The sequence below is a fragment of the Mesorhizobium sp. M8A.F.Ca.ET.218.01.1.1 genome, assembly GCF_004791165.1.
GTDB lineage: Bacteria > Pseudomonadota > Alphaproteobacteria > Rhizobiales > Rhizobiaceae > Mesorhizobium.
In genome coordinates this window covers 428553-440957 of the sequence record NZ_SRUZ01000005.1, presented here as the reverse complement: position 1 = coordinate 440957, position 12405 = coordinate 428553, and the positions used below count along the sequence as shown (strand labels likewise).

Genomic DNA, 12405 nt, shown 5'->3' with positions numbered 1-12405 from the left:
GCTCAGCCCTGGTGGACCACCGGGAACCAGTCCTCGCGCAGCTTCTGCCCCGGCTGCATGCCATGGCCATGATAGGGTGGCGAGGTGCGGCCGGGCCGCTCGACATAATGGGCATCGTCGCCGACCCAGCGCAGCGACAGCGCCCGGCGCCGTGCCGCTGTCATATTGCCGCGCGCGCCGTGCGCCGTCCTGAAGTCGAACAGGATGGCGTCGCCGGGCTCCATCTCCCATTCGATAACTTTCATCGATGGATCCTGGTCGGGATCCGGCACCGGACGATAATCGCCCTCGGCGGCATAGAAATTGCCGTCGTCCAACCAACGTACCGGCAGGATCATCTTGTCCCATTTGTGCGAGCCGGCGATCAGGCGCAGCGTCGCCTCCTTCACCGGATCGATGGGGATCCAGAAGCTCACGGTCTGCTGGCCATCGACAAAATAATAAGGAATGTCCTGGTGCCACGGCGTCGGTTTCTGCGTACCGGGTTCCTTGACCAGGACATGGTCGTGGAAGAACTGCGCCGTACGCGACTGCATCACCGCGGCTGCTAGTCGCGCCGCCGGCGATTCGCGCACCACCTTGACGAATTCGGGGATGCGTTCCCAGTTGCAGTAATCGTCGAAGAAACTGCCGCGGCCATTGGCGATGTCGGACGCGGTGGCGCTGCGGTTCTGCATGTTGCGCTCGATGCCGGCGGCGATCGTGTCGACCCAGCCCTTGAAGGCGCCGCGGATGCAGACCGCGCCGTCACGCTGGTAGTCGGCGATTGTCCGGGCATCGATGATTTCGGTGTCCGTTGCCCGTGTAGCGGTTTGGGAAGCCATAATGTCCTCCTTTCAGGATGGAGGCGACTATCGCAATGGCCGCTCATTCAGTAAAATAATAACTTCTCATCTGACACATAGGTTTTGACTATTAGTCTCACCCTCACCCAACTCCGCTATCTCATCGCCGTCGCCCGCCATGGCAGTGTCACCGGCGCTGCCCGGGCGCTCAACGTTTCGCAGCCGTCTATTTCGGTGGCCATCGACGCCATCGAAAAGGATTTCGGCCAGAAACTGTTCGTGCGCCAGCGGGGAAGCGGTGTTTCGCTGACCTCCTTCGGCCGTGTCGTGGTGGCGAAGGCCAGGCAGGTTCTTGCCGAGACAGACGAACTCCTGGGCCTGGGGAAGGCCAACTCGGCGGTCGGCGGCGAACTGGTGCTCGGCTGCTTCGAGGATCTGGCGCCCTTTTTCGCGCCGGGCCTCATCCGCGCCTTCTCCGAACGCCATCCAGCGGTCACCGTCATCGTCCGCGACGAGACGTTCGAGACGCTCGGGCGGCGCCTGGCGGACGCGGCCGTCGATCTCGGCCTCAGCTATGATCTCGGCCTGCCGTCGCATTTCGCCCGCATCCTGATGCACGAGCTGCGGCCGCATGCGCTGTTGCCGGCGGGCCATGCGCTGGCCGAGCGTTCCGAGGTCAGCCTTGCGGATCTGGCCGCCTACCCGCTGATCACAACCGACCAGCCACATAGCTGGCAGCATATGCTCGACCTGTTCCGCGGCCGTGGCCTGTCGCCCGTCGCCGACATGCGCACAAGCTCGTTCGAACTCCAGCGCAGCATGGTGGCCAACGGCTTCGGCGTCGCGGTCAGCTATACCCGCCCGCATGGCGACCACAGCTATGACGGCTTGCGTCTGGTGTGCAAACCGCTGTCGGATCCGCTGCCCATGCAGCGCATCATTCTCACCCACGATACGCAGCAGCGCGTGTCGAACGCGGCGCTGGCTTTCATCGAGGTGGCGAAAGTCTGGTTTTCCACACGCGATATCTTCACCTCCTGACGGATGGTTGGGCGCTCCCTGCCTGCTTGCCGCTTGACGGGTTCCGCCGCTGCTGCCACTCCATGCCAATGGAACCTGTCCAGTCGAAAGCGTCCCAGGGCCGCGTCGCCGATGCGCCGAACGGCCATTGGGTCTACCGCGTGCTGCCGCGCGCGATCTGGCCCTATGCCCAGCTTGCGCGATGGGACAGGCCGATCGGCTGGCAGTTGCTGTTGTGGCCATGCTGGTGGTCGGCCGCGCTGGCGGCGAGCGCCTATCCCCGGCCTGGCGACCCGCTGCTTTCGCTGCTGCCGGCGCCCTTGTATCTCGTACTGTTCCTGATTGGCGCCATCGCCATGCGTGGCGCCGGCTGCACCTATAACGACATTGTCGACGAGGACATCGACAACCAGGTCGAACGCACACGCTCGCGCCCGCTGCCGTCCGGCCAGACCACGCGCCGGCGAGCCTGGCTGTTTCTTGTGCTGCAGGCCCTGGTTGGCCTGGCGGTTCTCCTGCAGTTCAACAGCTTTGCCGTCCTGCTCGGCGTCTGCTCGCTGGTGATCGTCGCCGTCTATCCATTCATGAAGCGGATAACCAACTGGCCGCAACTGTTTCTCGGCTTTGCCTTTTCCTGGGGCGCGCTGATGGGATGGGCGGTCGAGTTCGGTGATCTCGATGGCCCCGCCATCATGCTGTATATCGGTTCGATCCTGTGGGTGATCGGCTACGACACGATCTACGCGCACCAGGACAAGGAAGACGACGCCATTGTCGGCGTGCGTTCGACGGCACGGCTGTTCGGCGACAACACCAAGGCGTGGCTCGCGGGGCTTTATGGCGGCATGCTGATCTGCTTCGCCGTCGCCTTCGCCTCGGCGCAGGCCCCGGTGGTGGCGCTGGCGGGACTGATCGCCGCCGGTGCGCATCTTGCCCGGCAGATCGCGGTGCTGCATATCGACGATCCGGACCAGTGCCTGCGGCTGTTCCGGTCGAACAACCAGGTCGGCTGGCTGATCTTCCTCGGCCTGATCGGTGGCGCGCTGTGGGTGGCGCTGAAGCCGCTGGTGTAGCGGCTTTTTCCTTCTCCCCGTCACTATACGGGGAGAAGGTGGCGGCAGCCGGATGAGGGGCAGCGCCGACCTTGAAGGCGAGGCGAAATGCACGGCGGCGACAGGCCGCTTGCATTCTACCAAAGTTTGAAATGGCCAAATCAGCGGAGGTCGGCGCTGCCCCTCATCGCCCTGCCGGGCACTTCTCCCCGTATAGAGACGGGGAGAAGAAAGCTAATCGCGGGAAATGATTTCCTGGCCGTCGATGACCAGCCTGAGGCCGAGGTCCCCGGTTCTGCGACGGGCAAGGAAGCGCGGGCGGCGCGTGTTGGAAACGCGGCCCTTGCGACGGTCCTGCGGCGGCAGTGTCTTGATGGCGGCGCCGAGCGATTCTTCCAGGGTACGGGCGACGCCGTCCGATTCGATCAGCAGCATCGGCAGACGGTAGGCATCGGCCCAGGCGCGCCAGTCGGCGGCGACGTCTTCGAGATCGTCCGCCACCAGCAGCGGCACCGACAGCATCGGATCGTTGTGCAGGAGTTCCAGGGTCACAGTGACATTGCCCTCCGGATCCTCCATCGCACGGGCGGCGACACCGCGAAATGCATTGGCGGGCAGTACGATGATCGCCGGCAGGCCGCTCATCTCGAGCAGGCGGCGGATCACGGCGCCGCGCTGGTCGATGGTGAAGGTTACGTCGCCATAATCGTCGCGCGTCGCGTAGCTCACCACCTGCGGCAGGCGGAATGGGTCGAGACGCATGTTGCGTCCCGCCCAGACTGGCTTAAGTCCGGTGTTCACGTTCATAGAGCGCCTTCCTGTCTGTCTCCTGAGAGCCGGTGTCCGGTTCTCTCCGGGCCAGTTTTCCCGGCCTCGTTATGGGGAAACAGTAGCGCCGGCTCCTTACCGCCGCGCTTAAGAAAGTCGGTTAAATTTTGCTGATCTCAGGGATGGTTATCGGAATGCCACCAGCCACAAGATGTTGAAAGGATCAGATAACCTTACCGGGATTCATGATGCCGGCCGGGTCGAAGGCGGTCTTCACCCTGCGCATCAGATCGATGGCCATCGGCGGCGCGGTGGCGATCAGTTCGTCGCGCTTCAACTGGCCGATGCCGTGCTCCGCCGAGATCGAACCGTGCAGGCTGCGCACCACGTCATGCACGGCCTTGTTCATGGCATGGTAGAGCGCCAGAAACGCCTCGTCGTCGCCGTCGACGGGCCGTGAAATGTTATAATGAAGATTGCCGTCGCCCATATGGCCGAAGCAGACCACCCGGGCGCCGGCACTGACCGAGGCCACCGCGCCGGCGGCCTCCGCGATGAAACGCGGTATCGATGCGATCGGCACCGATATGTCGTGCTTGATCGAAGCGCCTTCCGGCTTCTGTGCCTCGGGCAACAGCTCGCGGAAGTTCCAGAAGGCATCGCCCTGCCCGAGGCTGGCGGCGATGACGGCATCGCCGACGAATTCCTGCTCGAGACCCGCCGAAAGCACGTCCTCGATCAGCGCCCGCGAATCCTCCGACGAACGGCCGGATGAAATCTGCATCAGCACATACCAGGGCCAATCCGCCATCAGCGGCCGTGTCACGCCCGGGGCATGCGCCAGCGTGAAATCGTATGGCCGCTTGCCGATCAGTTCGAACGCGGTGAGCGCGGCCCCGGCGCGGTCCATGGCCAGGCTGAACAGGGAAAGGGCGGCCTCGGGCGACGACAGGCCGACGAAGGCGACGTCCCTTCCCTTGGGCTTCGGAAACAGTTTGAGCACGGCGGCGGTGATCACGCCTAGCGTGCCTTCGGCGCCGACGAACAGGTTCTTCAGGTCGTAGCCGGTGTTGTCCTTCTTCAGCTTGCGCAAATCGTCGAAGACCTCGCCGGTCGGCAGCACCACCTCGACGCCGAGGCAGAGCTCGCGCGCATTGCCATAGGCAAGCACGCCGGTGCCGCCGGCATTGGACGAAAGATTGCCGCCGATCTGGCAGGAGCCTTGCGCGGCGAGCGACAGCGGGAACAGCCGGTCGGCGGCGTCGGCCGCTTCCTGCAAGGTCTGCAGGATGACGCCGGCCTCGACCGTGACCGTGTTGGACAGGACATCGATCTCGCGGATGCGGTTCAGCCGCGACAGCGACAGGACGATCTCATGGCCGGATTTGTCAGGCACCTGCGCACCGACCAGCCCGGTGTTGCCGCTTTGCGGCACGATTGGCGTTCCGGTCTCTGTCGCCAGCCGCACGATCCGGCTGACCTCGTCGACGCTGCCCGGCCGCAGGACCAGGGACGTCGCGCCATGCCAGAGGCCGCGTCGCTCAATGAGATAAGGCGCGATGTCCTGCCGGTCGCGCAGCGCGTATTTGTCGCCGACGATGGCCACGAAACGATCGATGAGAGCGGGATCGAGTGTCTTGGCGGTTTCGGTCATCCGGGAAAACTACGTTGTGGGCTGTGCGTTGTCACGAGGAGCGGCGGCACGGGAGAGCCGGTCGTTGATCGCCTCGCCGAGCCCGTCAAAGGGAATCTTCTCAACCGCGATGGTGCGCGCGCCGCTACGGTCGAGATCCTGCATGTAGGCGAAGAGATTGCTTGCCGCCTCACGCAGGTCACCTGTTTCGGACAGGTTCAAGAATGCGGCCGCATGATGCCAGCCTTCCGCGCGCTGGTCGCCGAAGGCAAGCAACGCTTCGTCTTCGCCAACCGTGCCGGCATTGAGCCGCACCGCCGCGCCCGGCGCGTAGTGCGAGGCAAGCATGCCCGGCGCCTCGACCCCGGCAGCGCCGCCGCGCAGCAACTCCATGCCGATGGCCGCCTCGATGTCCGCGGCGGCGATGCCGCCGGGCCGAAGCAGGCGCAATCTTTCGCCTTCGGCCTTGACGATGGTCGATTCCAGCCCGACCGGTGTGGCGCCGCCATCAACCACGAGCTTGATGCGGGCGCCGAGGTCCACCGCAACGGCCTGCGCAGTGGTGGCGCTGATCCTGCCGGATGAATTGGCGCTGGGCGCGGCAAGCGGTCGGCCAAGCCTGGCGATCAGGTCGCCGCCAAACCCCCTCGGCATGCGCAAGGCGATCGTGTCGAGCCCGGCAGTGACCAGCGGATGAATGCCGTTGCCGGGGCGCTGCGGCAACACCAGCGTCAGCGGACCCGGCCAGAAGGCAAGCGCGAGTTTCTTCGACAGCGGATCGAACAGCGCGATGCGCTCGGCCATCGGCATGTCGGCGACATGGGCGATCAGCGGATTGAAACGCGGCCGACCCTTGGCTTCGAAAATGCGCGCCACGCCGATGCCGTTGGTGGCGTCGCCGGCCAGTCCATAGACGGTCTCGGTCGGAATGGCGACGACGTCGCCGCCCTCAAGCAGCGCCAACGCCGGTTCCATCGCTTCGCCGACGGCAAGTATTTCAGCCACTCTCGTCACCTCGCGGATGCCGGCTGCGTAGTACGACAGCGCCGCCGGGGCAAGCGGGCATAGGCAATTCATCAATTCCTAAAATGCTATCTTTCCATGAAAGCCGGCATCAATCGCCGAGCACTATCGTGCCGCTTCTGGGCAATGGGGAGCTATGTCAGTGTCTGTGCGTATCTGGGGAACGCTTGTCATCACTCTGGCTGCCATGGTTGGCGAGGCTCAGGCCTCGTCGCTGGTCTTTCCCGGCGCGCCGGCCTCGACGCCCTCCGTCGTTGTGCTGAAGCCAACCGACGACAAGGCGAGCGACGTGGTGTCCGTCGTTGCGCTCGGCGAGCCCGACGTCACCTATGAAAAGGTGGCGGCAATCCCGGACAAGGCCGAGGCGAGGCATGCCTTCCCGCACAGCCCGATGATCATTCGTGGCGGCGTCGTCGGCGGCGCCTTCTCGACACCCGTGCAAGCCAAGGCGCCGGTCGCGGCAACCGCGCCGGCTGCGGCAACCGCCCCCGCCACGGCGACCGCCTCGGCAGCCCCCGCGCCGGCGCACGGAAAAACGGCACCGGCGACAGCCGCGCCACCGCCGGCAGCCCAACAGCCTGCTTCAGGAGCCGGCAAGGTCAAATAGCGACCTGCCACTCACCGATCAGCATGCTCAACGGCTTGACGGCAGTCTGACGCCTGCGCACCATTGTCAGGCGAATTTCATCCAGACGTATCTCGCTGGCGGCCCTGCGGCCGGCCTTTCGCCAAGCGGCTCCGGCAGATGGGATTGCATCGTTCAAGGCAAGGGGTTGCTCATGAAAAAATCGAAGACCGTTACAGTGGCTGGGCTTTTGCTGGCGTCATTGCTTGGCGGCGTGGCCCATGCGGACGACATGCTGGGATCCTATGTCGCGCGCATTTCGGATCGCGATCACCAGGCGAGCGACGGCTATGCGCTGGACGGCGCGGCGCAGATGGTGCGGCAGGACCGCGCCAACTGGCACAAATTCCATCGCCGCGACAGCGACGACGAGGGCGACGCCTGGTTCAGGACCAATGACCAGCGGGCCGACCTGCAGCGCATGCTGGAGCGCCCCGGCGCTATGAGTTCCTCAACCAAGCGCGCCATCGTCAATGGCGAACCGCTGATCCAGGTCGACGTCTACGAGAACAGCGTGCGCGTCAGCATTCTGGAGAACTGAAAAGTCGGCGTTCGGGAAAACTAATCAAGTCAGTATTTGGAAAGACCGACGAAAAAGGGCGACGCGAAAGCGCCGCCCTTTCTTCGAGAAAATCCGCCTGAAAAATCAGGCCGCTTCTTCCTTGTCGTCGTCTTCTTCGGCCTCGCCGTCTTCGGATTCTTCCTCGCCCTCGGCGTCGTCGCCTTCGGCTTTCACGGCGTCATCGGCGTCGTCTTCGTCGGACTCTTCGCCGTCTTCGTCGTCGCCTTCTTCGTCTTCGTCAGACAGATCGGCGGCTTCGACTGCGGTAGCGGCATGATCGAGAACGGTTTCGGAAGCGGATTCAATCGCTTCGGCGGCGGCCGAGGTTTCTTCTGTCATTTCGATTTCGTGATCGGAATTCATGGAAGCCTCCGTGGGGTTGGGGAACATGTCCCTTTTGCCACGGAGAGATCATCTGCCACGGAGAGATCATCGTCATATGACTGTAAGCCGGCTCGAAGGCCGGCTGGTGCATTTTTTCCTCGCCTCTCAACCAGCGATTTTCGAGAAATCCGCGACCTGCCCGGTAGCCGTGCGAATGCGCGTGAGCAGCGCAAGGCGGTTGGCGCGCACGGACAGGTCCTCATCATTCACGAGAACATGCTCAAAGAATGAATCAACGGGTTCACGCAACACGCTAAGCGCCAGCATGGCAGCGGAAAAGTCTTGGTTTTGAATCGCTTCGCCGGCTTGCTTCTCGGCCTGATTCACCGCCGCAAACAGCGACTTCTCCGCACCCTGCCGGAACAACGCCGGCTCAACGGTTTCGGCGACCAGCGTTTTCTTCTTCTCCTCGGCGGCCAGGATGTTCGCCGCACGCTTGGTGCCGGCGAGCAAATTCCTGCCGTCCTCGGTGTCGAGGAAGGAGCCGAGCGCTTCGACGCGCCGAACGATCTGAAGCAAGTCGTCGGACTGCGGCGTGATGACGGCGTCGATCAGATCATGCCGTGCGCCCTGGTCGCGGAGATAGACTTTGAGGCGGTCGTGGAAGAACGACAAGAGGTCAGCGATCAATGGCGACAGCGATGCCTCAAGCTCCATCAGACGCTGACCGTCAAAGAACTCTCGCTCCTGATCGGCGGAGCCAAAGGTTTCTGAGTTCGCCTTGGCCAGCCCGCCTTTCAACAAGTTGGAAATCACGCCTGCTTCCGACAACAATCGGCTTGCACCCTTGTAGTCGCGAATGCGCAAGTCGAGCATCGCAACGACGCCACTGCTCTCGGCGCCTTCGCCTTTTTGTTCGTACGCGGCGAGTGCCGAGGAGACCGCGGTCGCGATGGCGATGCCCAGCGAAAGCTTGAGCTTGTTTTCCAGTATGACCCTCACGACGCCGAGCGCAGCGCGACGCAGCGCGTAGGGATCCTTCGATCCAGTCGGCTTTTCGTCGATGGCCCAGAACCCGACCAGCGTATCCAGCTTGTCCGCGAGCGCCACGGCGACCGACACCGGATCGCTCGGCACATAATCGGACGGGCCCTGCGGCTTGTAGTGCTCTTCCGCCGCCGCCGCGACAGAAGAATGATCGCCTTGCAGCAGCGCGTATTTGCGACCCATGGCGCCTTGCAATTCGGGAAACTCGCCGACCACTTCAGTGGTGAGATCGGCCTTGGCCAGGACAGCGGCACGGCACGCCAGCACTGGATCCGCACCGACGATCGGCGCCAGTTCTTCCGCCAGCCGGGCAATCCGCTCCACCCGCTCGCCCTGCGTGCCGAGCTTGGCATGGAACGTGACATTGAGATGGTCGAGCCGGGCCATGCGCTGGTCGAGCGGCTTCTTCAGATCGAGCCCAAATTTTTTCGCCGATGCTTCCAGTTCGACGAGATCGGGCAGATCGCCCTGGTCGGTCGTCCAGAAATAGAGCGCGTCGGACAGGCGGGCGCGCACCACCTTGCCGTTGCCGTGGGCGATCTCCTTGCCGCCGTCCTTCGCCTCGATGTTGGCGGTGAGGATAAAGCGGTTGGAGAGCGCCTCGCTTTCACCCTGCGGCCGCGTGACAAAGCACTTCTGGTTGGCGCGGATGGTCAGCCGGATCACCTCGGCCGGAATGGCCAGGAAAGCCTCTTCGAACTCGCCCATCAACACGACAGGCCACTCGACCAGCCCGGACACTTCTTCGAGCAAGCCCTCGTCCTCGACCAGGTCGAGCCCGTTGGCGAAGGCGAGGTTGCGGGCATCGGCAAGGATGATCTCCTTGCGCCGGTCGGCATCGAGCACGACCTTGCCCGCTTCCAGCTTGCTCACGTAATCGTCGAAGCGGCGCACCGTGATTTCGCCTGGTGCAAGGAAACGGTGGCCGTAGGTGATGTTGCCGGAACGGATGCCGTCGATCTCGAAATCGACCACGACCGGCTCCTCGGTCTCGGGGCCGAAGGTGCACAGGATCGATTGCAGCGGCCGCACCCAGCGCAGCGATCCCGGCTTGGCCGAGGCCGGTCCCCAGCGCATCGACTTCGGCCAGGGGAAATTGCGGATGATATCAGGCACCAGTCCGGCGATGATCTCTTCGGCCGCCCTGCCCGGCTTCGAAATATGGGCGACGTAGAAGTCGCCCTTCTTCGGGTCGGAATGGACATGCGCTTCGGCGATCGATGACAGCCCGGCCTTGCGCAGGAAGCCCTGGACGGCCTGTTCAGGCGCTGATGTCGACGGCCCCTTGATGTCCTCGTGAATGTCCTTCGAGCGAGCGTTGAGGCCACGGATATCGAGGGTAAGGCGCCGCGGCGTCCAATACTCACGCGCCGCCTCATAGGTCAGTCCCGCCTCGACCAGACCGTCGGTCAGCATCTTTCTCAGATCGCCCGCCGCCTTGCGTTGCATGCGAGCGGGGATTTCCTCGGAGCGAAGTTCTAGAAGCAGGTCAGGCATAGGGTCAGCTCATGCGGGAGAGTGGTCCGCGCGGGGCATAGCAACTCGGCTGGCCGCTGTCACCCTTTCCAGAAATTTTGACCCTCCTGTCGGGATGAGGCGATCCGGCCCGTCCTTGGATCAAAGATTTCCATGAACCTAACGCAGCGCTGAAGCGACCCACGCTCAGGCAGAGAACTATTGGCTGAACGACGATGAAACGGCATCCAGACTTCTTCAAATCCTCGCGCTCAGCGCCTGCTTCACCGCGCAGGCCCACGGCGCCTTCTCCATGCCGGGCGTGCGGCAGGCGCTGCGGACGATGTCTGGTCCGAGCGGCCAGATCCTGCCGCCGATCAGCGCTTCCCTCGAAATGATCAACGGCGCTTGAGACTCAGGCCGCCGCCAATCCACCGGCCTGCGTTTTCAGGAACGCCTCGCCGCAGGCTTTCGCCAGATTACGCACCCGCAGGATATAACTCTGCCGCTCGGTGACCGAGATCACGCCACGCGCATCGAGCAGGTTGAAGACGTGGCTCGCCTTGATGCACTGGTCGTAGGCTGGAAAGACCATTTTGTGCATCGGCAGATTGTCGTTCGATGCCGGCGCGCCGGCCTCGAGCAACGCCTTGCACTCGGCTTCGGCGTCCTCGAAGTGCCGCAGCAGCATCGCCGTGTTGGCGTATTCGAAATTGTGGCGCGAATATTCCTGCTCGGCCTGCAGGAACACGTCGCCATAGGTGACCTTGTCGGCGCCTTCGCGGCCGTTGAAGTTGAGGTCGTAGACATTGTCGACGCCCTGCACATACATGGCCAGGCGCTCCAGGCCGTAAGTGAGTTCGCCCGCCACCGGCGCGCATTCGATGCCGCAGACCTGCTGGAAATAGGTGAACTGCGACACTTCCATGCCGTCGCACCAGCATTCCCAGCCAAGGCCCCAGGCGCCCAGCGTCGGGCTTTCCCAGTCGTCCTCGACGAAGCGTATGTCGTGCAGCAGAGGGTCGACGCCGATCGCCGCCAGCGAGCCGAGATAGAGCTCCTGCAGGTTTGGCGGATTGGGCTTCAGGATCACCTGGTACTGATAGTAATGCTGCAGCCGGTTGGGGTTCTCGCCATAGCGGCCGTCCTTGGGACGGCGCGAAGGCTGGACGTAGGCCGCGTTCCAGCGCTTTGGCCCGAGTGCGCGCAGCGTCGTTGCCGGATGAAACGTGCCGGCGCCAACCTCCATGTCATAGGGCTGCAGGATGACGCAGCCATAGGCGGCCCAATAATTGTGCAAGGTCAGGATCAGCCCCTGGAACGAGCGGCTGGGGTGCATATGGGCTGGGATTTCAATCGTCACGATGGCCTCGGCGACACAGGCTAGCTTGCGGCCACGTCCTAGAGACACGGCGGCGAAGCGTCAAGCAAGGCGCGTCCGATGCGAGCCGCGGTGAGCATGCCGGACTATGTTGAAACGTTGCCCAGCGACTGGCCCATTGCCCGCCGCCACGGTCCGCGATCCAATTCGACAAAGCATCCGCGTCAAGCACAGCAGGTCGAGCCATGTCCAACCCGATCATCATCCGCCCCGTCACGCGCCACGATTTCGAGCAGTGGCTGCCGCTGTGGGACGGCTACAACGCGTTCTATGGCCGTTCGGGCGAGATGGCGCTGGCGAGCGACATCACCGCAATGACGTGGTCGCGCTTCTTCGACGCCTACGAGCCGGTCCATGCGCTGGTCGCCGAAAGCGGGAGCCAGTTGCTTGGCCTCGTCCACTACCTGTTCCACCGCAGCACGACGGCGATCGCACCGAACTGCTATCTGCAGGACCTTTTCACCAACGAGGCCTCGCGCGGCAAAGGCATCGGCCGGGCGCTGATCGAAGGCGTCTATGAGCGCGCCCGGGCGGCCGGTTCCGGCCGAGTGTACTGGCTGACGCATGAAACCAATCACACGGCGATGAAGCTCTATGACAAGGTCGGCGAACGCTCGGGCTTCGTCGTCTATCGAAAGATGTTCTGAGGACGCTCCAGCGCGTCGCCGCGTCTACTGGGAACGCCATGCGCCTTTCCAACGAAAACGGGGCTCCGAAGAGCCCCGTTCGC

13 protein-coding genes are annotated in these 12405 nt (G+C 63.7%); 5 read left to right on the top strand and 8 right to left on the bottom strand.

All coding sequences use genetic code 11. From position 1 onward, the window contains the following. Positions 1 to 2: 2 nt before the first annotated feature. Positions 3 to 824: a phytanoyl-CoA dioxygenase family protein gene (locus EN861_RS20800; RefSeq protein ID WP_127278157.1), complete on the bottom strand. Its 822-nt coding sequence runs from the start codon at positions 822 to 824 to the stop codon at positions 3 to 5. Between the two features lie 90 nt (positions 825 to 914). Between EN861_RS20800 and EN861_RS20795 the strand changes: the two genes are divergently transcribed. After that, the gene (locus tag EN861_RS20795; RefSeq protein WP_127278162.1) at positions 915 to 1826 is read left to right on the top strand and encodes a LysR family transcriptional regulator; all 912 of its coding nucleotides are present in this window, start codon (positions 915 to 917) and stop codon (positions 1824 to 1826) included. Between the two features lie 68 nt (positions 1827 to 1894). After that, complete coding sequence (gene ubiA / locus EN861_RS20790) at positions 1895 to 2878, top strand: 4-hydroxybenzoate octaprenyltransferase (protein ID WP_189343699.1); 984 nt, start codon at positions 1895 to 1897, stop codon at positions 2876 to 2878. 213 nt (positions 2879 to 3091) lie between these two features. Here ubiA and EN861_RS20785 read toward each other — a convergent pair whose 3' ends face one another. The 3 genes from EN861_RS20785 to EN861_RS20775 all read right to left on the bottom strand — a co-directional run bounded on the left by EN861_RS20785 (position 3092) and on the right by EN861_RS20775 (position 6263). Beyond that, complete coding sequence (locus EN861_RS20785; protein ID WP_127278163.1) at positions 3092 to 3658, bottom strand: DUF6101 family protein; 567 nt, start codon at positions 3656 to 3658, stop codon at positions 3092 to 3094. 190 nt (positions 3659 to 3848) lie between these two features. After that, on the bottom strand, positions 3849 to 5279 hold the full coding sequence (locus tag EN861_RS20780; protein ID WP_135865301.1) for an FAD-binding oxidoreductase: 1431 nt from the start codon (positions 5277 to 5279) through the stop codon (positions 3849 to 3851). 9 nt (positions 5280 to 5288) lie between these two features. Then, positions 5289 to 6263: an L-threonylcarbamoyladenylate synthase gene (locus EN861_RS20775; protein ID WP_189343698.1), complete on the bottom strand. Its 975-nt coding sequence runs from the start codon at positions 6261 to 6263 to the stop codon at positions 5289 to 5291. Between the two features lie 160 nt (positions 6264 to 6423). On the opposite strand from EN861_RS20775, the gene EN861_RS20770 reads away from it, so the two are divergent. Next, a complete protein-coding gene (locus EN861_RS20770; RefSeq protein WP_135865296.1) occupies positions 6424 to 6888 on the top strand; it encodes a hypothetical protein in 465 nt (154 codons plus the stop codon). A gap of 172 nt (positions 6889 to 7060) precedes the next feature. Continuing rightward, positions 7061 to 7447 carry a hypothetical protein gene (locus EN861_RS20765; RefSeq protein WP_135865294.1) on the top strand — a complete coding sequence of 129 codons (387 nt, stop codon included), beginning with the start codon at positions 7061 to 7063 and terminating at the stop codon, positions 7445 to 7447. A 105-nt stretch (positions 7448 to 7552) separates the two neighbouring features. On the opposite strand, the gene EN861_RS20760 is transcribed toward EN861_RS20765, so the two are convergent. The 4 genes from EN861_RS20760 to EN861_RS20745 all read right to left on the bottom strand — a co-directional run bounded on the left by EN861_RS20760 (position 7553) and on the right by EN861_RS20745 (position 11657). Further along, the gene (locus tag EN861_RS20760) at positions 7553 to 7831 is read right to left on the bottom strand and encodes an ATPase (protein WP_135865292.1); all 279 of its coding nucleotides are present in this window, start codon (positions 7829 to 7831) and stop codon (positions 7553 to 7555) included. Between the two features lie 126 nt (positions 7832 to 7957). Further along, positions 7958 to 10336, bottom strand: coding sequence for a glycine--tRNA ligase subunit beta (gene glyS, locus EN861_RS20755; protein WP_135865290.1), 2379 nt, complete (start codon positions 10334 to 10336; stop codon positions 7958 to 7960). A gap of 216 nt (positions 10337 to 10552) precedes the next feature. Beyond that, on the bottom strand, positions 10553 to 10696 hold the full coding sequence (locus EN861_RS35870) for a hypothetical protein (RefSeq protein ID WP_210235190.1): 144 nt from the start codon (positions 10694 to 10696) through the stop codon (positions 10553 to 10555). Between the two features lie 13 nt (positions 10697 to 10709). Further along, positions 10710 to 11657 (bottom strand): glycine--tRNA ligase subunit alpha, encoded by a 948-nt coding sequence (locus tag EN861_RS20745; protein ID WP_127873087.1) that lies wholly within the window; start codon positions 11655 to 11657, stop codon positions 10710 to 10712. A gap of 203 nt (positions 11658 to 11860) precedes the next feature. Here EN861_RS20745 and EN861_RS20740 point away from each other — a divergent pair, with 203 nt between their 5' ends. Continuing rightward, the gene (locus tag EN861_RS20740; RefSeq protein WP_127873086.1) at positions 11861 to 12322 is read left to right on the top strand and encodes a GNAT family N-acetyltransferase; all 462 of its coding nucleotides are present in this window, start codon (positions 11861 to 11863) and stop codon (positions 12320 to 12322) included. Positions 12323 to 12405 lie beyond the last annotated feature (83 nt).

Coding starts and splice junctions, on each gene's coding strand:
- EN861_RS20800 (WP_127278157.1), bottom strand. CDS start 824: ATGGCTTCCCAAACCGCTACACGGGCAACGGACACCGAAATCATCGAT.
- ubiA (WP_189343699.1), top strand. CDS start 1,895: ATGGAACCTGTCCAGTCGAAAGCGTCCCAGGGCCGCGTCGCCGATGCG.
- EN861_RS20780 (WP_135865301.1), bottom strand. CDS start 5,279: ATGACCGAAACCGCCAAGACACTCGATCCCGCTCTCATCGATCGTTTC.
- EN861_RS20765 (WP_135865294.1), top strand. CDS start 7,061: ATGAAAAAATCGAAGACCGTTACAGTGGCTGGGCTTTTGCTGGCGTCA.
- EN861_RS20760 (WP_135865292.1), bottom strand. CDS start 7,831: ATGAATTCCGATCACGAAATCGAAATGACAGAAGAAACCTCGGCCGCC.
- glyS (WP_135865290.1), bottom strand. CDS start 10,336: ATGCCTGACCTGCTTCTAGAACTTCGCTCCGAGGAAATCCCCGCTCGC.
- EN861_RS20740 (WP_127873086.1), top strand. CDS start 11,861: ATGTCCAACCCGATCATCATCCGCCCCGTCACGCGCCACGATTTCGAG.